20 protein-coding genes and 1 pseudogene are annotated in these 21,421 nt (G+C 66.7%); 4 read left to right on the plus strand and 17 right to left on the minus strand.

What is annotated here, in order from left to right; genetic code table 11:
• Positions 1–130: 130 nt before the first annotated feature.
• The 4 genes from blaL1 to GIW57_RS11290 form a co-directional block, all read right to left on the minus strand.
• Positions 131–1,000, minus strand: coding sequence for a L1 family subclass B3 metallo-beta-lactamase (gene blaL1 / locus GIW57_RS11275; RefSeq protein WP_236510777.1), 870 nt, complete (start codon positions 998–1,000; stop codon positions 131–133).
• 94 nt (positions 1,001–1,094) lie between these two features.
• Entirely contained in the window at positions 1,095–3,521 is a 2,427-nt protein-coding gene (locus GIW57_RS11280) for a TonB-dependent receptor (protein WP_236510779.1), read from the minus strand.
• Positions 3,522–3,591: 70 nt separating this feature from the next.
• Positions 3,592–4,452, minus strand: a complete 861-nt coding sequence (locus GIW57_RS11285) for a FecR domain-containing protein (protein WP_236510781.1) — start codon at positions 4,450–4,452, stop codon at positions 3,592–3,594.
• Positions 4,449–4,982: an RNA polymerase sigma factor gene (locus tag GIW57_RS11290; protein ID WP_236510783.1), complete on the minus strand. Its 534-nt coding sequence runs from the start codon at positions 4,980–4,982 to the stop codon at positions 4,449–4,451. Before GIW57_RS11290 ends, GIW57_RS11285 begins: the two co-directional genes overlap by 4 nt.
• 208 nt (positions 4,983–5,190) lie before the next feature.
• Between GIW57_RS11290 and GIW57_RS11295 the strand changes: the two genes are divergently transcribed.
• The gene (locus GIW57_RS11295) at positions 5,191–5,457 is read left to right on the plus strand and encodes a hypothetical protein (protein ID WP_236510785.1); all 267 of its coding nucleotides are present in this window, start codon (positions 5,191–5,193) and stop codon (positions 5,455–5,457) included.
• Between the two features lie 14 nt (positions 5,458–5,471).
• On the plus strand, positions 5,472–6,650 hold the full coding sequence (locus GIW57_RS11300) for a low temperature requirement protein A (protein WP_236510788.1): 1,179 nt from the start codon (positions 5,472–5,474) through the stop codon (positions 6,648–6,650).
• Positions 6,651–6,673: 23 nt separating this feature from the next.
• Here the strand turns inward: GIW57_RS11300 and GIW57_RS11305 are convergent, their stop codons facing one another.
• The 7 genes from GIW57_RS11305 to pip form a co-directional block, all read right to left on the minus strand.
• The gene (locus tag GIW57_RS11305) at positions 6,674–6,829 is read right to left on the minus strand and encodes a hypothetical protein (RefSeq protein ID WP_236510791.1); all 156 of its coding nucleotides are present in this window, start codon (positions 6,827–6,829) and stop codon (positions 6,674–6,676) included.
• A gap of 31 nt (positions 6,830–6,860) precedes the next feature.
• Positions 6,861–7,502 (minus strand): response regulator transcription factor, encoded by a 642-nt coding sequence (locus GIW57_RS11310; protein ID WP_100465521.1) that lies wholly within the window; start codon positions 7,500–7,502, stop codon positions 6,861–6,863.
• Positions 7,495–8,553: an ATP-binding protein gene (locus tag GIW57_RS11315; RefSeq protein WP_236510793.1), complete on the minus strand. Its 1,059-nt coding sequence runs from the start codon at positions 8,551–8,553 to the stop codon at positions 7,495–7,497. Before GIW57_RS11315 ends, GIW57_RS11310 begins: the two co-directional genes overlap by 8 nt.
• A 189-nt stretch (positions 8,554–8,742) precedes the next feature.
• Complete coding sequence (locus GIW57_RS11320; protein ID WP_100465519.1) at positions 8,743–9,480, minus strand: MgtC/SapB family protein; 738 nt, start codon at positions 9,478–9,480, stop codon at positions 8,743–8,745.
• 25 nt (positions 9,481–9,505) lie between these two features.
• Positions 9,506–12,265: a magnesium-translocating P-type ATPase gene (gene mgtA, locus GIW57_RS11325; RefSeq protein WP_236510796.1), complete on the minus strand. Its 2,760-nt coding sequence runs from the start codon at positions 12,263–12,265 to the stop codon at positions 9,506–9,508.
• A 62-nt stretch (positions 12,266–12,327) separates the two neighbouring features.
• Complete coding sequence (locus GIW57_RS11330; RefSeq protein ID WP_025874438.1) at positions 12,328–12,627, minus strand: hypothetical protein; 300 nt, start codon at positions 12,625–12,627, stop codon at positions 12,328–12,330.
• A gap of 265 nt (positions 12,628–12,892) precedes the next feature.
• Complete coding sequence (pip, locus tag GIW57_RS11335) at positions 12,893–13,840, minus strand: prolyl aminopeptidase (RefSeq protein WP_236510798.1); 948 nt, start codon at positions 13,838–13,840, stop codon at positions 12,893–12,895.
• Positions 13,841–13,983: 143 nt separating this feature from the next.
• Between pip and GIW57_RS11340 the strand changes: the two are divergent.
• Both GIW57_RS11340 and GIW57_RS11345 read left to right on the plus strand, forming a co-directional pair.
• Positions 13,984–14,258, plus strand: a pseudogene (locus GIW57_RS11340) (TraX family protein); the annotation flags it as partial.
• Between the two features lie 217 nt (positions 14,259–14,475).
• The gene (locus GIW57_RS11345) at positions 14,476–15,570 is read left to right on the plus strand and encodes a crosslink repair DNA glycosylase YcaQ family protein (protein WP_236510801.1); all 1,095 of its coding nucleotides are present in this window, start codon (positions 14,476–14,478) and stop codon (positions 15,568–15,570) included.
• A 33-nt stretch (positions 15,571–15,603) separates the two neighbouring features.
• Here GIW57_RS11345 and GIW57_RS11350 read toward each other — a convergent pair whose 3' ends face one another.
• The 6 genes from GIW57_RS11350 to GIW57_RS11375 form a co-directional block, all read right to left on the minus strand.
• Positions 15,604–17,310, minus strand: a complete 1,707-nt coding sequence (locus GIW57_RS11350) for a PAS domain S-box protein (RefSeq protein ID WP_236510804.1) — start codon at positions 17,308–17,310, stop codon at positions 15,604–15,606.
• A gap of 119 nt (positions 17,311–17,429) precedes the next feature.
• A complete protein-coding gene (locus GIW57_RS11355) occupies positions 17,430–18,092 on the minus strand; it encodes a DNA-3-methyladenine glycosylase (protein WP_236510807.1) in 663 nt (220 codons plus the stop codon).
• Between the two features lie 46 nt (positions 18,093–18,138).
• The gene (locus tag GIW57_RS11360) at positions 18,139–19,098 is read right to left on the minus strand and encodes a cation diffusion facilitator family transporter (protein WP_236510809.1); all 960 of its coding nucleotides are present in this window, start codon (positions 19,096–19,098) and stop codon (positions 18,139–18,141) included.
• A gap of 77 nt (positions 19,099–19,175) precedes the next feature.
• Entirely contained in the window at positions 19,176–19,454 is a 279-nt protein-coding gene (locus GIW57_RS11365; protein WP_100465512.1) for a DUF3325 domain-containing protein, read from the minus strand.
• Positions 19,454–21,076 (minus strand): PepSY-associated TM helix domain-containing protein, encoded by a 1,623-nt coding sequence (locus tag GIW57_RS11370; protein WP_236510812.1) that lies wholly within the window; start codon positions 21,074–21,076, stop codon positions 19,454–19,456. The genes GIW57_RS11365 and GIW57_RS11370 overlap by 1 nt, the downstream gene beginning before the upstream one ends.
• The gene (locus GIW57_RS11375) at positions 21,073–21,372 is read right to left on the minus strand and encodes a DUF3649 domain-containing protein (protein ID WP_236510815.1); all 300 of its coding nucleotides are present in this window, start codon (positions 21,370–21,372) and stop codon (positions 21,073–21,075) included. Before GIW57_RS11375 ends, GIW57_RS11370 begins: the two co-directional genes overlap by 4 nt.
• Positions 21,373–21,421 lie beyond the last annotated feature (49 nt).

The raw sequence follows: 21,421 nt of genomic DNA on the forward strand, positions 1-21,421 counted from the left end.
GGCCAGCTGCGTGTCGAGCGACCATTCGGCTGCATCCACGTAGTCATTCTTCGGCGCGCCGCGTGTAGAGCCGAGCCCACGCTCGGCTGCTTTCGGCCGGCAAGCCGAGCATCGGCTCGGCTCTACAGAATCAGCGGGCCCCGGCCGCTTCCTTGGCCAGCTGCGCGTCGAACTTCTTCTCGGCCTCATCCGCATAGGTCTTGCAGGTCAGGGCCTTGGCACCGGCCTTGGCACCAGCGCTGTAGTTCCAGCCGCTGGCACCGGGATGTGGGGTCAGCAGGATGTCGCAGGGCAGAGCGCGCACCGTGGCAAAGCTGCGACGGTAGTCGTCGATCAGGTGCGGGTAGCGCGGGTTGTCCTGCAGTTGATAGCCCGGCGCGCTCAGGCTGTCGGCGTAGACGATGCGAACGGGTTTTCCTTCACGGGTGTCCGTCCAGGTCCAGGCGGTGCTGCCCGGGGTGTGGCCGGGCACGAAGTGCGCGGTGAAGTCGATGCCACCGAGCGAGACCACCTCGCCGTCCATGATGATCCTGTCCGCAGTTGCCGGCGGATAGGTGATGCCGTCGCCGAAGTGCAGGTCGTTGCTGCCGCCGCGTGCCAGCAGTACCGCCGATTCGGCATTGGCCACGATCTGCGCACCGGTACCGCGCTTGAGCGCTGCAACCGGGCCGGCGTGGTCGGCGTGGGCATGGCTGAGCAGCATCAGGCGCAGATCATGCGGCGCAACACCGCGCGCTTTCATGTTGCGCAGCAGGTGGTCGGCCATCTGCGGCATGCCGCCATCGAGCAGCACCGCGCCCTGCGGCGTCTGCACCAGCAGCGCGGTCAGGTCTTCGGTGCCGATCTGCCAGGTGTGGTCGGCAATCTGCAGCGGCGCCATCGGCTGCAGCCAGGACGCATCCACGGTGTAGGCACGCAGCTGCGGCAGCGTCGGTTCGGCGGCAGAAGCCGCAGCGGGAAGCAGGGCAGCGAGCGTGATGGCGAGGGTCTGCAGGCGCATGGGAGGACACCGATGAAGGAGGCCCAGAAACTAGCATGGGCCTCCTTCGTCGCGTCACGCATAGATTTCATGGCACCCATAAGGGCGCCATCTCTCAGTAGCGGTACTGCCATCCCAGCGTCAGTACACGCCCGCGCCCGGCAAAATAGCTGGGATTGGATGGCGTGGTCTGCGAGTAGTAGGTGATGTACTGCTTGTTGGTGAGGTTCTGCACGCCCAGGGTGAAACTGCTCTTGTCCAGCGCATAGCGGGCGACCAGGTCGAACGTGGTGTAGCCCTTGAAGCTGGCCACCGGCACGCCGCGCAGGTCGAAGTCGCGATCGAAGGCATGGCTGGCCTGCAGGCGGGTGCTGAGCTGCGAGGTCCAGCTCTGTTCCCAGAACGCTGTCAGCCGGTTCGGGGCGATGTTGACGCCCGCCAGGTCGCTTTCCAGTTGGCCATCCAGATTGGCGTCATAGCGGCCATTGGCGCGGGCATAGCCCAGGCCGAGGCGGCTGTCGCCCAGGCGCAGGCGCAGGTTGGTCTCGAAGCCTTCCACCCGCGTAGCCTGGCGCTGCACGTTGTAGGCATCGATGCCGGCGTCATAGACCAGTACCGAACCCAGCTTGGATTCGGAGGTGTAGTACGCGATATCGCCGCTGAAGCGACCATCGTCATACTCCAGCCCGATCTCGCGGTTGTCCGACACCACCGGTGACAGGTCCACCAGGTTGTCCACGCGCTGGCCATCGCGGTTGATCGCGCGCAGGACGCGGCCGACGTCGGCCACGGTGTAGCCTTCCGAATACGACGCGTAGGCGTTGAGGCGATCGTTGATGTACCAGGCCGCGCCGAAATTGGGCAGCGTCTCGCTCATCGTCGGTTTGCCACCGGCCACCTTGCGTGCGCCGTAGCGGGGCAGGGTGGTGTAGTCGCCTACTTCCAGTTCGCCCTTTTCGTAACGCAGGCCAGCGGACAGCATGACGTGGTCGGTGGGCCACCACTGCAGCTGCAACAGCGGCGACAGGCTCTGGTAGGTGGTCAGCGGCACCCAGTTCAGGCCGCTGGCCAGCAATACCTGGTGGGTGCGGTCACGCAGGCCATCCAGGCCCAGGGTCACGTCCAGCGACGTGTCGCCGATGCGGCGCCAGCTCTGGGTCAGCTTGAAGCCGCGCTTGTCCGATTCATTCTGGGTCTGGTCCCAGGCGGCGTTGGCACCCGTGTTGCCCCACGGGTCCCACTGGCTGGCACCGTAACGCCCTTCAAAATCGACCGCGAAGGCCTGCGCCAGGAACTGGCCACCGAACAGATCGGCATTGCTGTAGTCCAGGGTCAGCGAGCGCGAGCGGTTCATCGGCGGATCGAGCGGCGTATCGCCGGGCACCGACGTGGCCGGGCGACCGCTGCGGAAGTTGCCATCCACCGGCAGGTAATTGTCCAGGCCGCGCAGTTCGTAGCGGTTGGCCATCAGCTGCAGGCGCTGGCCTTCGGCGATGTTCCAGCCAAGCTTGGCGAAGATGTTGGTCGAGGTCGAATCCATCAGTTCGCCCTGCGCATTGGTGCCGATCGCACGGCCGTCGCCGTCGTAGTACAGGCCCTGCCGCTCATGGGCCAGGCCGGCAACGAGGTCGAACTGTTCGCCGCGGATACCCACCAGTGCCGAAGCACGCTGGCCATCATCGTCGCGGCGGCCCGGCGAGGCGGCGGTGAGCGAGAGGTTGCTGTCCAGCAGGAAAGCGCCCGGTTCGCTCGGCGCACTGCGGGTGATGATATTGACGATGCCGCCGGTGCCGCCGATACCCTGCAGCGCGTTGGCGCCGTGGATCACTTCGATGCGTTCGATCATCGCCGGATCGATGGTGTGCGAATCACGCGAGCCATCGCGCAGCGGCGTGGACTGCGGCACGCCGTCGACCATGTACAGGATGCCGCGTCCGCGCATGCTTTCGCCATAGTTGGACATCTTCTCGCGCGCCGGGGCGAAGGCCGGGATCTGCGAGGACAGTACGCGCGACACATCCGAGCCCAGTGCCAGCTGTTGCTGGATGTCCTCGAGGGTAAGCACGGTGATGGTGTTGGGCATGGCGGTCTCGCCCTGCGGCATGCGCGCGGTGGACGCCGACACGGTCACTCTGCCGAGCGAGGTCGCGGCTGCCGGCGTTGCTGCCGTACGCGGGCTGTCTGCTTTCGCCGCCGGCGTCGCGGCTGCGACCACACTGCGGATCACGAACACGCCTGGCGAGCGTTCTTCGACGTCCAGGCCTTGGCCGGCAATCAGCCTTTGTAGTGCCTCGCGCGGGGCATAGCGGCCGTCCAGCGCTGGCGCCTGGCGGCCGGCAACGCTGTCCGCAGCGAGCAGCAGCTGGACACCGCTCTGCCTGGCCATCGCATTGAGTGACTGCTGCAGCGGGGCCACCGGAAGATGGACGTCCACCGTCGTGGGGGTGGACTGCGCCGCCACCGGAAGGGCGGCGCACAGGCTGACGGCCAGCAGGGCAGGCGTCAGGCGGCGCAGGGCGGTGGGCAGGGCAATGCGGGTCATGCGGGGTCCTTCAGAGGGGTTCAAGCAGCAGCCGGATGAGCCGGGCCACAACCCACCCTCGATGCGAAATTCAGTGGTGCGCGGAGATGTGCACGCTGCCATCGTCGCGGGGGTGGACGGCGACCGGCAGGATCTCCGGCAGCAGCGCCAGCGCGGTGGCGGCATGGTCGCCATCAAACACGCCCGAAACCTGCAGCGTGGCCAGACCGGGTTCGTCCAGTACGATCGCGCCGCGGTGATAGCGCTGCAGGCTGCGTACCACTTCGCCCAGCGGGGTCTGCGCGAACTGCAGCCGGCCCTCGGTCCATTCTCTGCTGCCGGCTGCGATCGGCTGCGGTTGCTGGACCGGGCCTGTCCCTGCCAGCAGTTGCTGGCCAGGGTGCAGGCGCTGCTCGCCATCGCGGCCAGCCACGCGCACGCCGACCCTGCCACGCCACAGGCGGACTTCACTGCGGTCACCGCGTCGATCCACATCGAACACGGTGCCGTAGTTGCGCACCTGCACCGGTCCGGCATCGACCTGGAACCGACGCCAGCGCGACGGCGCCACCTCGAAGCGGGCGCGTCCGGAGACCAGCACCGTGCGGCGCGAGCGCAGATGGCTGCGTACCTGCAGATGGCTGTCTGCATCCAGTTCGATGCGGCTGCCATCGGCCAGCAGCACGCTGCGACGCTCGCCGATGGCTGTCTGGTAATCATGCTGTTGCCAGCCGGGATCGAAAGCGTAAAGCCCGCCCAGTCCGGCTGCCAACAGCAGGCCGAGCACGGCGCCGCCGATCCGCCGGCTGCGATGAGGCCGGTACAGCTGTGCCGGACCGGGCACCGGAAACAATGCCTTGAGGGTGTCCCGATTTTGTTCCAGCACACGATCAGGCGAAGGCGCGCCGGTCTTGTCCGGGCGTGGCGTGCGCGGGCGGCGTGGTGCTGTCACGTCAGCGCCCGCACATCCAGCGAATGCCGGCAATCGAGCATCGCCAACCGCAGATGCCGCTCGACGGCCTTCAGGCCGATGCCCATGCGCCGCGCAACCGCCGCCTGAGGCACCTCATGGATCTTGTGCAGGATGAACACCTGGCGGCGGCGACAGGGCATCGCACGGATGACCTCGACCAGCCGTTCCAGTTCCTGCGCGGCGGCGGCCTGCCTGACCGGGCCGGCGCCTTCACAGGCGGCATCTGGCAGTTCGGCACGGGGTTCCACCCACTGGCGGCGCAGGTCTTCGGCACGGCAACGATCAACCGCGGCGTCATGCGCCATCCGCCGCAGCAGCGCCATCGGCTGCCGCACATCTGCCGGGGTGGGGCGCTCCAGCAGGCGTACGCAGACGTCGTGCACCACCTCGCGGGCCAGCCCGGGTGAGGCGAAGCGACGGCGCAGGTAATCCACCAGATCCTCGTAGTGGCGCACCAGCGAGTACACCAGCGGCAGCGCAGGGGGTGGCGAGTGCGGTGGCGGGGACATCCGGGAAAGCGGCGCAGGCGGGAAGGGGTGGGGCCACGCAGGGCCAGCCCTGCGCGCTGCCACGATAGTAATGGGAACTGTTCGCATTTGCTATCGGGTGTGCCACGGGGGATTGTTCGTGGCCGCCGGAAAGTGAATCCACGATCACCCTCTGCAGCGCACACTTGGCCGCAGATAGGCTGCAGGGCAGCCATCGGGGAGAGTGACCATGCACGTGCTTCTGGTGATCGTCGGCGGGTTCCTGTTGCTGGGCGTCTTCGTCCTGTTCGGCAGGCTCTGGAGCACAGGCAGCTCACAGCTGCCAACGGCGCTGTTGGTCTTCATCGGCACCTGGCTGCTGGTGTCGGTGGCCAATCTGTGGGTGGGAGTCAGCCGGGCGGGCTATACGGTGCGCGAGGAGCTGCCGATCCTGCTGCTGGTGTTTGCCGTTCCGGCGCTGGTAGCCGGCGTCATTTTCTGGCGGCTGGGCCGCTGAAGCGAGGATCCGCGATGCCGGCAACACCCCGTCTTCCTGCCCTGCGTCGTCGCGACGGCCATCATGCGCGGGTGACCTACGAAGAACTGTTCTTCGATCTGGTCTACGTGTTCGCCGTCACCCAGCTCAGCCACCACCTGCTGCACCACCTGGGCCTGCTGGGCGTGCTGCAGACGCTGGTGCTGTGGTTTGCGGTCTGGCTTGGCTGGCAGTACGCGTGCTGGGTCAGCAACTGGTTTGACCCGGAGGCGCCGCGCATCCGCGGCCTGCTGTTCGTCACGATGCTGCTGGCGTTGCTGATGTCTTCGTCCATCCCCGAAGCCTTTGCCGGACGCGCATGGATCTTCGCCGGCGCCTACGCCACGATGCAGGTGGGCCGGACGCTGTTCGTCCTGCTGGAAGTAGGGCGCGCGCATCCGCTGGCCGCCAACTTCAGGCGCATGCTGGCCTGGGTCAGCCTTTCGGCCTGTTTCTGGCTGGCCGGTGCAGCGGTCGAGGGCAATGCGCGGCTGGCGCTGTGGGCGATTGCCGTGGCCTGCGAGTACATCTCGCCGATGTTCGGCTTCGCGTTTCCAGGCCTCGGCCGTTCGCGCACCCGCGAGTGGACCATCGAAGGCGGGCATCTGGCCGAACGCTGCCAGCTGTTCGTGATCGTCGCACTGGGTGAGACGCTGCTGGCAACCGGCGGCGTGCTGAGCGAGGTGGAGCACTGGAGTGGAGAGGTGGTTTCGGCGGTGCTGGCGACCTTCGCCGGTACGATCGCGATGTGGTGGCTGTACTTCGGCATCTCCAGCCGGGACGCCACCGACACCATCACCCGTTCCGACGACCCGGGTCGCATCGGCGCCTATTTCCACTACGTGCATGCGCTGCTGATCGCCGGCATCATCGCCACCGCCGTCGGCAATGATCTGGTGATGGACGAACCGGAGGCGGCAGTGACACTGCCGTATGCCGCGATGCTGGCGGCGGGGCCGTTGATCTACCTGCTCGGCAGCGCACTGTACAAGCGGGGGGTCTACGGCCGCGTGCCGCGCTCGCACCTGGCGGGGGCGGCGGCGCTGGTCGTGCTCGGTTTCGTTCTGCCATGGATGCACCTGCTGGCCGCAGGGTGGCTGACCAGCATCGTGCTGCTGGCGGTGGGGCTGGCCGATACACGGTTGAAGCGAAGCATTGCAGCGACGCGCAGTTAGGGGGCTGCCCGGCAGGCCTGAGCTCAGCGCAGCTCCGCAGCCATCGCCGCCAGTCGGCTTACGGTGTTGATGTTGCGGCCGGTTCCGTTTGCGGTGAAGGGGGCGCGCAGGCGCGAACCGGCCATGCCATCGCCGTAGTGGATGAACAGTTGGCCATCGGCAGCTTGCCGGTACCACACCCATTCACTGCGCGCAGCAGGCTACATACGGTCATGGCGTGCTGCCCTGCAGCCGGTCATACATGCGCACCAGATCCACCAGGGTGCGCGCGCCCATCTTGCGCATCAACTGCGCGCGACGCACCTTCACCGTGATTTCGCTGACGCCAAGATCAGCGGCGATCTGCTTGTTGAGCCGGCCCCGTACCACGCCGGCAACCACCTCGCGCTCGCCGGTGTTCAAGGTATCCCAGCGCTGCTGCAATGCGCCCAGCAGGTCGCCCTCGCGGCGTCGCTGGCGATCGATCTCGATGCCTTTGTGGATGGCGTCCAGCAGTTCCTGGTCACGGAAGGGCTTGGTCAGGAATTCGATGGCGCCTTCCTTGATCGCATTTACGCCCATGGCGATGTCGCCGTGCCCGGTGATGAACACCACCGGCAGGTGCAGGCCGTGGCTGGCCATGGTGCGATGGAAGTCCAGTCCGCTCTGGCCAGGCATGCGCACGTCCAGCACCAGGCAGGCCGGGGCGTCCTCCAGCGCATGGGCAAGGAATTCGCCGGTCGAGGCGAAGGCCCGTACCTGCAGGCCCATCGAGGCCAGCAGGTCTTCCAGCGCGGCACGCACCGAGGCATCGTCGTCGATCACGTAGACGATCGGTGACGGTTCCACAGGGGTTGTCGTGGGTTTACGCATGCTGGCCCTCCCTGTGCGTGGGCAGCTCGAAGATGAAACAGGCGCCGCCGCCAGCGGGTCGCTCGGCGCGGATATGGCCGCCGTTGGCTTCGATCATCGAGCGGCTCAGGCTGAGGCCCAGGCCGAGGCCGTTCGCCTTGGTGGTCCAGAATGCATCGAACACGCGGTCAGGCTGCTCCACGGGCAGGCCGATACCGCGGTCGCGCACGCTCAGGCTGACGTGGCCGTGCCCATCATGCGCGGTCAGCAGCGACAGCCTGCGCTCGCCCGTGGGCGTACCGGCCATCGCGTCGACGGCGTTGAGGATGAGGTTGCCGATCACCTGCTGCACCTGCACGCGATCGGCATGCGCATGGGGCAGGTCACTGCCCAGCACCAGCGCGACCGTCACACCATGCTGCTCCAGTTCGCTGTGCGACAGCGCCAGCATTTCCTCCACGGCCTGATTGAGGTCGAAGGCTTGGCGCTCTGGCGCGGCGCCCTGGGTCAGGCCGCGGATGCGGGCGATCACGTCACTGGCGCGATGGGCGTCGGCGACAATGCGGGCGATGGTCTGCCGCGCCTTGTCCAGGTTCGGCGGCTCCTGGGCCAACCAGCGCTGGCTGGCCTCGGCACTGCTGGCGATGGCGGCCAACGGCTGGTTCACTTCATGCGCGATGGAAGTGGTCAGCTCGCCGACGGTGGAGGCGCGGGCAACCCGCAGCAGGCGTGCCTGTGCATCCTGCACCGCGGCCTTGGCGGCTTCCATCTTCAATGCCAGATACGTGGTGATGCCGATCACCAGCATGCCGATCGCTGAATTGACCAGGCCGATGCGGTAGGTGCCGAAGCGGGTCAGGAAGAAGCTGAGGCCGGTCAACGCGATGCAGACCGCCGCAAGCGCGATGAGGCCGCGTGCGGGCAGCCGCCGTGACGCCGCCAGGATCACTGCAGCGTAGAAGCAGGCGGCGGCAACGGCGTAGTCGGTAACCGTATCGACCAGGAAGATGGCCGCCATCACGATGATCAGGGCCAGCACGACCAGGGGGCGGCGGGGCGACAGCGATGGCATCGGGATGGCTCCCTGGCGTGGGTGGGAAGGATAGCAAAGCGCTGTCCGGTAGATGCCGACCTTGGTCGGCGTGCGTTGTCCGCGGTCAAGGCGGCTCACGGATTGTGCCGACCAAGGTCGGCACCTACCAAGGCGGTGCACGGTAGCGCCGGGCCATGCCCGGCGAAATGCGTACATCAGCGGCCGGCACTACTCCTCCAGGCTGGCGTTCCAGAACCCCTGCAGCACACCCGGCGTGGCCGCAAGCGTCGCCAGCACGGCATCCAGTTCACCGCCATCGACCGTGGTGGCGTACAGCACCGCTTCGATCTCGACATCGCGCTCACCGAACGGGCGCTGGTCGACCGCGCGCACCGGGTACTGCGCCTGTTCCAGCAACAGTAGAAGCCGGTCGAGCACCTCGGCCTGCTGCTCACGCTGGCAGACCACGTTGATCGCGTAGGTTGCCTCGCTGAACGCTTCCGGCAGCGGTTGCCGCTGGATGCGGTTCACCACCGGCCGCAGCAGGGTGTTGGCGGCCAGCACGAACAGCGCAGCCAGCACCGCTTCGGGCAGCAGCTTGATGCCGGCACAGGCGCCGACCGCCGCCGAGCCCCACAAGGTGGCGGCGGTGTTCAGGCCCGATACCTGTGCGCCATCCTTCATGATCGCGCCGGCACCGAGGAAGCCGACACCGGAGATCACATAGGCCACCACGTGCAGCGGTGACGGCGGCCCGCCGTACATGTCGTGGAAGCGCACGGCCAGGTCGACGAACACCGCGGCACCCACTGCCACCAGCGTGTTGGTGCGCAGGCCGGCGGTGCGCTGGCGGAACTGCCGCTCCAGGCCGATCAGCGCGCCCAGCACGAAGGCGACGGACAGGCTGATCAGCGAGCTGAGGGTGGCGCCCGCGTTGAACGCGGGCAGGTGGGGGTTGAAGTCCATGAGGGTTCTCCCTGCGCCGATGCGCTTACTGCCAGCCGTAACGGCGGATGTAGAGCTTCTTCAGCGCGGTGGTCAGCACCGCATAGCCGAACAGGATCGCCACCAGGAACGGCCAGTAGCCGGCCGGCAGTGCCTGCAGTTTGAAGTAGCCTGCCAGCGGGCTCATCGGCAGGATCACGCCGATCGCCATGATCGCCCCGGTCATCAGCAGCAGCGGCGGCGCGGCGATACTCTGCAGGAACGGCACCTTGGGCGTGCGGATCATGTGCACGATCAGGGTCTGGGTCAGCAGGCCGACCACGAACCAGCCCGACTGGAACAGGCCCTGGTCAGCCGGCGTGCGTGCATCGAACACGTACCACATCAAGGCGAAGCAGCTGAGGTCGAAGATCGAGCTGATCGGCCCGAAGAACACCATGAAGCGGCCGATGTCCGCCGGGTTCCACTTCAGCGGCTTGCGCACCAGCTCCTCATCCACGTTGTCGAAGGGAATGGCGATCTGCGAGATGTCATACAGCAGGTTCTGCACCAGCAGCTGCAACGGCAGCATCGGCAGGAACGGCAGGAACGCCGAGGCCACCAGCACCGAGAACACGTTGCCGAAATTGGAGCTGGCGGTCATGCGGATGTACTTCAGCATGTTGCTGAAGGTGCGCCGCCCCTGGATGACGCCTTCCTCCAGCACCATCAGGTTCTTTTCCAGCAGGATGATGTCGGCGGCCTCCTTGGCGATGTCCACCGCGCTGTCCACGCTGATGCCGATATCGGCGGCGCGCAGTGCCGGAGCATCGTTGATGCCATCACCGAGGAAGCCGACCACCTTGCCCTGTGCACGCAGCTCGCGCACCAGTCGTTCCTTGTGCAGCGGCGTGAGGCGGGCGAACACGCGGTGTTCCTGCAGTGCACGTGCCACGGCCGCATCGTCCATGCGCTCGATCTGTGGGCCGGTCACGATCGTATCGGCATCCAGGCCGACCTGGGCACAGACCCGGGCGGTGACCAGTTCGTTGTCGCCGGTGAATACCTTTACTTCCACGCCGTGCGCGGCCAGCGCCTGCAGCGCCTGCGCGGCCGACTCCTTCGGCGGATCGAGGAAGGCCACATAGCCCACCAGGGTCAGATCGCGCTCGTCGGCCTGCGAATACACACTCTGGCTGGCCGCGGTTTCCTTCATCGCCACGGCCACCACACGCAGGCCCTGTTCGTTCAGTTCCTCGGTGGTCTGCCGCACGCGCGCCAGGCGCTGCTCATCCAGCGGCATGTCCTGGCCGTTCTCGCGCACGGTGCTGCACACCGTCAGCATTTCCTCCACCGCGCCCTTGCAGATCAGTTCGTGATGGTCCTCCCGCTCGGATACCACCACCGACATGCGGCGGCGCTCGAAGTCGAACGGGATCTCATCGACCTTGCGGTAGTCCTGTGACAGGCGCAGCGAGCTCTGCAGCTCCACATGCTCCAGCACCGCACGATCTAGCAGGTTGATCAGGCCGGTCTGGAAGTGGCTGTTGAGGTAGGCGAAGGTCAGCACATCCTCCGAATCCTGCCCGAACACATCGGTGTGCCGCTCCAGCGCGATCTTGTCCTGGGTGAGCGTGCCGGTCTTGTCGGTGCACAGCACTTCCATCGCACCGAAGTTCTGGATCGCGTCCAGGCGCTTGACGATCACCTTGCGCCGCGACAGCAGCACCGCGCCCTTGGCCAGGGTGGAGGTGACGATCATCGGCAGCATTTCCGGGGTCAGGCCGACCGCCACCGACAGCGCGAACAGGAACGCTTCGGTCCAGTCGCCCTTGGTCCAGCCATTGACCAGCAGAACGAACGGCACCATCACCAGGGCAAAGCGGATCAGCAGCCAGCTGACACTGTTGACGCCCGCCTGGAACGCTGTCGGCGCCCGATCGCTGGCACTGCTGCGCTGGGCGAGGGTGCCGAAGTAGCTGGTGTTGCCGGTCGCCAGCACCAACGCCGTTGCCGTGCCGGAAACCACATTGGTGCCCATGAACAACAGGTTGGCCTGTTCCATCAGGCCAGCCTCGGCGTTGCCCGCCTGCACGAACTTCTCCACCGGCAACGATTCGCCGGTCATCGCGGCCTGCGCGACAAACAGATCCTTGGCCGCAAGCACGCGGCAATCGGCCGGGATCATGTCGCCGGCCGACAGCACGATATGGTCACCCGGTACCAGGTCGCGGATCGGCAGATCCAGCAGCCGTGCCGGTCGCCGGCTGTGCAGTTGTGCGCCGAAGTACTGGTCGGCCACTTCTGCCGCTTCGGTACCTGCAGCGCGGCGCAGCACGCGTGCGGTATTGCCCACCAGGGCCTTCAGCCGTTCGGCAGCGCGGTTGGAGCGTCCCTCCTGCACGAAGCGGATCAAGGTGGACAGCACCACCATAGCACCGATCACCACGGTCGCTTTGGCATCCTCGGTCAGCCAGGACACGGCCGCCAGCACCGTCAACAGCAGGTTGAACGGGTTGCGATAGCACTGCCACAGATGGCGCCACCACGGCAGCGGCTTCTCGTGGTCGACCTCGTTCGGGCCGAAGCGCAGCAGGCGCTCTTCGGCTTCGTGCGGGCTGAGACCGTCGACGTGCGATTGCAGGGTAGCCAGCGCATCGGCTTCGCTGCCCTGTGCCAGCGCGAGCAGCCCGGCAGTGAGTGTGGCCGGCGCGGCCTGCGTGCTGCCACGGCCGTAACCGGCTTCGGGCATCGCACGACGACCGAACAGGTTGCCCGCGCGGCGGCTGCGCAGGAAGGCGTTGAACCAGGCGTTGAGCAGGCTCATGGGAAGGTCCTCTTGGAGCGGCGCCGGGCGGAGCCGGCACGTGGAGCGGAAGGGGCGGGTAGTCAGGCGTGGCGCATGGCCAGCACCGATGGTGACCAGGGTTGCATGCGCAGTCGTTGGCTGCCGCCGATGCACAGCGGCTTCATCGCATCGCGCAGCGGGTAGGGCAGGTGGCGCAGCACATTGATGCGCTCGCTGATCGGCAGCAGCGACAGGGCGTCGGCCACCACCCGGGGCGAGCCGAGGGCCAGCGAACGGGCGAACAGGACAGGGCCGTGCTGCAGCAGCAGGCTGCGCAGGGCGGAAACATCGCGCTCACCGATCAGGCGGCGGACAGTGATGTAGAGAATCTTGTAGGACATGGGATTCCTCCGGGCAGGCGCTGCCCGGGGCTCCCATCGTTTACACGGACAGGAACCGGCCGTCAGTCGCCAGCAGTGAACAAGTAGGCAGGCAGGGGCGCGCGTCGCGCCCGGCAGGGTCGGGATCCATCTGCGTCTCCGCGTGGGGCGGCCAGTCGCTGGCCAGTGGCGCTATTGTCCGCGCTCGTATTCAGCAGGCCTAGAGGCCCGTGGGTTAGCCCGGCTATACCTTGGTATAGAAAAAGGGGCCGTTGGCCCCTTTTGTTCAGCTGCGGTCGGCAAAAGCGTCGGTGGCCCGCACCAAAGCATCGGTAGTGGCGGCTTCGTTGGCGCTGTGGCCGGCGATGACCATCTCCAGGGTGGCTTCCGGCCAGGCTTTGGCCAGGTCCCAGGCACTGCGTGGTGGGCAGATGATGTCGTAGCGCCCCTGCACGATGACGCCGGGCAGGTGGCGGATGCGATCGATATCGCGCAGCAGTTGGCCGTGTTCCAGGAAGGTGTTGTGGCGGAAGTAATGCGCCTCGATGCGCGCTTTGGCCAGGGTATCAAGCGGATCGGTAGCGGAGGCCGCGTCGACGTCATGCACCAGCGTGGCGGCGTTGTCTTCCCAGCCCAGCCAAGCCTGTGCCGCTGCGATGCGGACGGCTTCGTCGGCATGATCCAGGCGCTTCCAGTAGGCTTCGAGCATGTTGCCGCGCTCGTCCTCCGGGATGTGCGCCTCGTAGCGATCCCAACGCTCCGGGAAGATCCAGCGGGCACCGCCGTTGAGCTCGGCGAACCAGCGGTTCTCTTCCTCGCGACCGAGGAAAACGCCGCGCACGATCAGCCCGGTGGCACGGTCGGGATGGGCCTGTGCGTAGGCCAGCGACAGGGTTGAACCCCAGGAACCGCCGTAGACCAGCCAGCGCTCGATGCCCAGGAGTTCGCGCACTTTCTCGATGTCGGCCACCAGATCCTGCGTGGTGTTGCCACGCAGCTCGCCGAACGGCGTGGAGCGGCCGCTGCCGCGCTGATCGATCAGCACGATGCGGTAGCGCGCCGGGTCAAAGAAGCGGCGATGGGTGGGCGAGATGCCAGCGCCCGGGCCACCATGCAGGTACACCACAGGAATGCCTTCAGGTGTGCCGCACTCCTCGATGTGCAGGGTGTGCAGCGCGTCGACGGACAGCGTGTGTTCGCGGTACGGAGTGATCGGCGGGTACAGCGTGCGCATGGTGGTGCCTCACAAGCGGGGACTGCAAGGATAGCGGGGTGCAGCGGTCAGCGTCATCCGCGTCAGGTTCAAGTATTTTTTGCGTTCAAGGGGCAATGCCGTCGATTTCTGGCGATAGAGACCCTGTAGAAGGAAAGGGACGAATGACTTGGGCGCGCAGGACGTCAGCGCACAACCCGCCTCCGGCGCGCGGCAGCCTCAGCAGCGGCGCCCGTGAGTCGATGAAGTGGATCGCGCTGCTGTCGATGACCGGTGACCACGTCGCCAAAGTGGTTTTCGGTGTCCATGGCCGGTGGTCAGCGAACTGGGGCGCATCACCTTCCCGTTGTTCGCTCTGGTGATGGCCTGCAACCTCACGCAACCTGGCGCCGATCTGGGCAAGTCGATACGGTGCCTGTCCGCATGGGGCCAGGTCGCGGCTGGTACTGGCATTGACCGGGGTGCCGTGGGACGTGCAACGCTCGCGGCGGGCGTTGTACGTGCACTACGTGAGGCACATGGCGGTGCTGGTGGCCTATGCGCAGTGCTGCACTGAGTACCACCATTCATCGCGGTGGTGAGCTGCCCCGGTCACCTCGCTGATGTCTTTCCAGCCCGCAACGCACAGCGGGCACGCTCGCCTCTACAATCGGCCAATGCCTGCCACGCCCACTCTCGACGATCTGCGTCGCTACGCCGTAGCCCGCACGCTGTTCACGCCTACTACGCTGCTGACAGCGATCCGTCGCTTGGGCTTCGTGCAGGCCGATCCCATCCGTGCGCCCGCGCGTGCCCAGGACCTGACCCTGCGGCACCGCGTGAAGGGCTATCAGGCCGGGGATCTGGAGCGCCGCTACAGCCGGCTGCCGATCGAGGAAGACTTCCTGGTCAACTACGGCTTCCTGCCGCGCGAACACCTGTCGTTGATGCATCCGCGGGTGTCCCGCAGGCCGTGGGACGCCAGCACGCGGCGCAAGGCGGCCGAGGTGCTGGCGTTCGTGCGGGAGCGGGGTGCGGTGCATCCACGCGAGGTCGACCAGGCGTTCGCGCATGGCCGGGTAACCAACTACTGGGGCGGCACCAGCAATGCCAGCACCCACCTGTTGGATGGCATGCACTACCGCGGCATGCTGCGCATCGCCCGTCGTGACAGTGGTACCCGCATCTACGCCGTTGCGGCACATGCACTCGCCGATGGCGGCAAGGCCGCGCGCCTGCAGCGCGCCACAGCGCTGCTCGATCTGGTGGTGCGCAAGTACGCGCCGTTGCCTTCGGCCAGCCTCACCTATCTGGCGCGGCTGCTGGGCTATGGTGCACCGCATCTCGCAGTCGAGATCCAGCAGGCACTGCGGTTGGCGCGCGCGCGACTGGCCGGCGGCAACATCGACGGAACCACCTGGTACTGGCCGGCAGAGGAGAACCCCCGCTCGCGGCGCTACCAGGCCGATGAGCAGGTGCGGTTGCTGGCACCGTTCGATCCGGTGGCCTGGGACCGGCGACGGTTCGAACTGCTCTGGGGCTGGGTCTACAGGTTCGAGGCCTACACCCCGGCGCCCAAGCGTCGCTTCGGCTACTACGCGCTGCCGCTGTTGTGGCGCGACCAGGTGGTCGGCTGGGCCAATGTCACCGCCAAGGATGGCGCTCTGCAGCCGGATATTGGTTTCGCCAGCGCCTCGCCCATGAAGGACGTTCTGTTCCGCAATGCGCTGGATGACGAACTGGAACGGATGACGCGATTCCTCACCGGATGAAGTCTTGCCTTGAGCTGACAGCAGACGCTGTTGCTATTCGTCGCGCCGCTGCCTGCGCACCCGTGCGCGCGCGTCATAAAGCTGGCTGTCCGCATGATGGATGGTGTCAGCCACGGACTCACCCGGCGCGCTGACCGCCGCGCCCGTCGAGAACGCCGTCGGCGACTGCGCTGCGTTGGTGGCGTACCAGGTCTCCAGCAGGGCAAGGCGTTCGGACGCCGATGCGGTCAACACCACCAGGAACTCGTCTCCGCCCAGACGGACCACGGTCTCTCCCGCGCCCAGCGGCGCCTTGAGGAAGGCGGCAAACTCGACCAGGATCGCGTCGCCGCGGCGGTGGCCCTGCGCATCATTGATCCGTTTGAAATCGTCCAGGTCAAATACCAGGCACGCCCACGTTCCGGCGGTCATCTCGTCGAGCCGGTGCAGGTAGCGGCGGTTGTGGCACTGGGTAAGTGGATCCTTCAGCGATAGTTCGCGCAGGCGCTGCTCCTGCAGGCGCAGCGCGGTGACATCCTGGGCGTCGCCGAGCACGAAGGGCGGCTGTCCTTCGCTGTCGAGCACGTTGTTGTAGGCCCAGTAGCGCAGCGTTCCATCGGCGGCAATGAGCTCGATGACGCCGGTATCGGTGTGGTTGGCTTCGATGCGCTTGAGGTAGGCATTGAATACCGCGCGGCGCTCGGGCGGCATGTAGTCGCACAGGTTGCGGCCGATGATCTGGCGTTCCTCGTAGCCCAGCGACTGCAACGCCGCCGGGTTCACCGAGGTCAGCGAGCCGTCCAGTGTGTGCGTGCAGATCAGCCCCAGGCTGTAGTGGAACAGACGCCGATAGCGCACCTCACTCGTTTCCAGGGCGTCCAGCGCCGCGCGTTCTTCGGTGACGTCCTGGATCGCGCCCACCAGCCGCGGATGGCCCTCCACCTGCTGCCGGTTGCCCACCACCCGCGTCCAGATGCTGCGTCCATCGGCTGTGCTCATCGGCAGCTGCACCTCCCAGGGCGTGCCATCGTCGATGCAGCGCTGCACGGCAGTCTGGATGATGCTGCGGCTGTCCTGGCGGTAGAACGACAAGGCTGATTCGAGTGTGGGCTGGTAGCTGGAGCGCACGCCGTGGATCTGCTTGGTCTCGCGCGTCCAGCGCACCTCGCGGGTGTCCAGGTCCAGCTCCCAGCCGCCAACCTTGGCCGCGGTGTTGGTCCGCTGCAGGAAGTCCTCGCTGCGCTTCAGATCGCGATGCAGTGCCTGCGCCTGGTCGATCTGTTGCAGTAGTGCGCTGCGCTGTTCAAGCACCTGCGTGGTGGCCCGGCCAAGATGGACCAGCAATTCCCGTTGCGACGGGGACAGCACACCGGGCAGCGTGTCGAGCAGGCACAGTGTGCCGATGCGCGCCCCATGGGCGGTGGTCAGTGCTATTCCGGCGTAGTGGCGTACCCGGTGACCTGTTGTGACCAGCGGACTGTTGGCGAACCGTGGGTCCTGCCTCGCGTCTGGAATCTCCAGCAGCTCGTCCTGCTCGATGGCATGCGAACAGAACGAAATCGAGCGGGGCGTTTCGGTAACGTCTCCCAGCCCGATGCTGGACTTGAACCATTGCCGTTGCGCGGCAACGATGGAAATCAGCCCGATCGGCATGCCCGTGGCAGCGAGGGCGGCGGCAACGATGGCATCGAACACGGGCTCTGGCGGCGTATCGAGAACCCCCAGGCGGTCGATCTCGAGGAGTCTGGAAGCTTCATCCATGGCAGGCACTGCGTCTCCGGCAGGGAAGGGCAGGTCACAGCGGTCACGCTAGGGCGCGGCACGTTATGCCGTTGCGCGAAACAGTGAGGCTGGTGTCAATGATCCTTCAGTGATGGGTTTCATGCAGGTCTCTTTCGCGTTGCCGCGCGGGGCGTGCGTACCGAAACGTGACGGTGATCGCGCACGTGCCAGCGCCCGGGGAAATCCACGGCACGGGTGATGCCGATGCGCGGCCCCACCACAGGGTCGTCCGGCGGCGGCATGCCGTCGTCCAGTATCGTGATGCCGTGGCTGGCAGTCACCAGGTCAGCGCCGTCGAAGCGCCGGTCCAGGCCAAACGCCTGCGACAGCTTGCCGGGGCCACTGGCCAGGTCATGGTCGCGACGGGCGGCAGGGCGCAGCGGGTACATCAGGTCCTGCCCGGCAACCGGCGCGGCGGCACGCAGCAGTACCGCAACACCCTCACCGACGTCACCGCAGACGACATTGCTGCCCCAGTGCATGCCATAGGTGAAGTAGACATAGAGATGGCCCGCTTCGCCGAACATGCTGGCGTTGCGCGCGGTCATGCCACGCCAGGAGTGTGCCGCCGGATCTTCGCTGCCGGCATACGCCTCGACCTCGACAATGCGCGCCACGCGGCCATCGTTGCGCACCAGCAGTTTGTTCAGCAGCTCGGGGGCGACCACCGTTGAAGGTCGCTGATAGAAGGCACGCGGGAGCCGGGCACCGTCAACGGGCAGCGCGGCGAACGTGGCATCTGGATCGGTCTGCTTCGGCATGCTGGAATCATCGCCTGTCCGCGGTGAAGCTGTCGCCAGCGCGGCGTCACTCCGCCGTGGCCGGACGATCAAGCGCGGCCCGGCGCGCGGCAAACACCTCCGGTGTCTGCGGTTTGATGAACAATGCCACCAGTTCCGGGAACTCCTGTTTCACCGCAGACTCGATCCGGGTGATGCAGGCCTCGATCTGCGGCGTGGTGCGGTCGTCCTCGAATTCCGCACTGAGCATCGCCACCACCTGTTCCGGGCCCATCTGCAGGGTGGTCACACCGTTGGCGCGGCGCAGATCCGGGTCGGTCACGGCCACGGCCATGATCCGTTGCGCCACCGCCGGGTGGGCCGGCTCACCGATCAGCAGGCCCTTGGTCTCGCGCGCGAGCAGGAACGCCGTCAGCGCCAGCACACCGGCAATGCACAGCGAGGCGACCCCATCCAGCACCGGCATCTCCAGCAGCTGCGCGGCCAGCAATCCGACCAGGGCGAAGCCGAGGCCGAGCAGGGCGGCACTGTCTTCCAGCAGCACGGTGAAGGTGGACGGATCCTTGCTGCGGCGGAACGCCTCGAAGTATCCCAGCGAGCCCTTGCTGCGGCGGAATTCGCGCAGCGCCACCCACCATGAAGCACCTTCGAACAGGATGGAGATGCCCAGCACGCTGTAGCTGATGGCGTGATTGCTGGCCGGCTCCGGCTGGCGGATGTGCTGGATGCCTTCGTAGGCCGAGACGCCGGCGCCGGCGGCGAATACCAGCAGGGCCACGATGAAGCTCCAGAAGTACAGCTCGCGGCCGTAGCCGAACGGGTGCAGGGTGTCGGGGGCCTTCTCGGCACGGCGCAGGCCGTACAGCAGCAGCACTTCGTTGAGGGTGTCGACCAGCGAATGCACGCCCTCGCTGAGCATGGCTGAGCTGCCGGACAGGCCGGCGGCGATGAACTTGGCAATGGCGATGGCGAGGTTGCCTGCCAGTGCAGCGTAGATGACGAGGCGGGAGCCGGTAGGACGGGACATGGCAGCGCGGCGGTGGAATCGATGGCCGATGATCGCGCTGCCGCTGTCCCGGTGGTGTGCAGGGCCGCCGCTGCAGGTCAGGGGCGCTGTCGCGCACGCAGCATCAGCGCGAGTACCACGACAGCCGCAGCGACGCTGGTATGCCCGGACAGGCTGGCCAGGCCGAAGCCAACGCCCTGCGCGAAGATTGCCGCAGCCAGTGCCAGCAGCAGCAATGCCCAGCCGGCAATGCGCCAGTGACGGCTTCGATGGCGCGAGAACGCATGGCCACACAGATCGCGCTGGTGGCGCTCCATCGCCAGGGCCAGGCAGATGAACCCTGCCAGCGACAGCATGAACAACAGTGCGTGCACCATCACCCGACCTCTGCTGCCGAACGCACGGATGTGCCTTGCGGGGCGGCCGATGCGCGCGGCCGTCGGGCCTTGGGTGTGAATCGCCAGGTGCGCCATCCGATGTAGGCATGCAGCATCGCCAACGCCAGCAGGGTCAGGTCCGCACCGGCCCACGCCCAGTCACCAGCGCCCAGGGTCCGCCATAGCGGATGCGGGGTGGTGAACGCGGTCAGTGCGGGAAGCAATGCAAGCAGGATGGCCGCCAGCGCGAACTGCTCGACCCACGCACGTTTGGATGGGCGCAGGAAGGCATGGACGAACATCGCCGCCCACGCCAGGAAGAACACATGGACTTCCCACGCCGAGCGACCGGCCACCGTGACCGACAGCAGGCGGTTGGCCCAGAAGAACGCCGCCATCGCCACTGACAGCCCGGCCACCGTGCCGATGTTCAGGCATTCGACCAGCCTGAAGCCGAAGTAGGGGCGCTGCGGATCGGGCAGCTGGCTGCGTCGCTTGACCGTCCACAGCACCAGACCGCTACCGACCATCGCCGTGCCGGCAAGGCTGACCAGGAAGTACAGCCAACGGGTAGCCGCATCGGCAAACCGCCCCAGATGCAGGCCGTACAGGACGCCCTGGGTCTGTGCAGCGGCGCCCGAGGACTCCTTTGCCAGAAGCAGCTCACCACCGGTGCCATCGAACAGCAGGTAGTTCGGGGTGGTGGATACGCGGGTGGACTGTGCGCGCACCACCGCCACCCGAGCCTGTGCATCCCCGGGGTTCTGGATCTGTATGCCGCCTGCGCTGCCGCTGCCCCAGCGATGCTCTGCCTGGCGCACCATCGCGCCGATTTCCGCCAATGGCGCAGCGCTTCCGGTGGCGGGACGTGGTGGCAGGAACAGCCGCATTTCGCTGACCACTTCGGCCTGCTGCCGTTTGTCGTCCAGTGTCGACAGTCCCCATGGCATGTACAGCACCGCCAGCATCACCAGCCCGCTCCAGGTGATCATGAAGTGGAACGGCAGGCCCAGCACCGAAGCGGCCGCATGGCCGTCCAGCCACGAGCGCTGGCCCTTGCCCCAGCGGAAGGTGAAGAAGTCGGCGAAGATCTTCTTGTGGGTGATGACACCACTGACGATGGCCACCAGCATGAACATCGCGCACACGCCGACGATCCAGCGCCCCCACATCGCTGGCATGTAGTGCAGGTTGAAATGGAAGGCGTAGAAGAAGTCACCGCCGCTGGTATCGCGCGACTGCAGCGGCGTGCCGGTGACGGCGTCGAACAGACCCGAATCGAATCCGTGGCGACCGCGTCCACCCGGGCTGGCCCACATCGCCGATGCCCACGGCGTACGTTCGCTGGGCAGGGTGATGTTGATCTGGGTGACTGCAGGTGCGTTGGCCAGCACGTGCGTTGTCAGCCGCGTGGCAGTGTCTGCCGCAGCGGGCAGGGCCTGCGGCGTACTGATTTCCGGACGCGTGTAGCGGGAGATCTCATCACGGAAGTAGCTGGCGGTACCGGTGAGGAACATCGCGTACAGAATCCAGCCTGCCAGCAGGCCCACCCAGATGTGCAGGTCGGACATGGTCTGGCGGATGCCGCGCGGCATCGCCGCACGGGCGGCCGATGTGCTCATGAGGCTGCTCCGGCAGAGACCCGGTAGACCGCCGGCAGCAACAGCATGGCGGCGATCCCCAACCCCAGCCAGGCCCGTGCCGCCGAACGCACCGCGAATACCCAGATCACTGCGCCGGCATACAGTAGGAAGCTGGCCAGCATGCCGGTAAACACGGCCTGTCGCGGATCAATCGGCAATGCGAGGGCCGCGATGCTGCACAGCGCGGCCAGGGCGTAGCCGCCGAACAGTGCAGCGGCGATACGTGACATCAGCGGCAGCCATGCGGCTACCGGGGCAATCCAACGAGCATTCATGGAAACGAACTCCAGCGCGCCAGGCGCGAGGACCTGGCGCGGGTTGGCA

The sequence above is a fragment of the Stenotrophomonas sp. PA-6-5C genome (assembly GCF_021605635.1).
Classification (GTDB): Bacteria; Pseudomonadota; Gammaproteobacteria; order Xanthomonadales; family Xanthomonadaceae; genus Stenotrophomonas; species Stenotrophomonas lactitubi.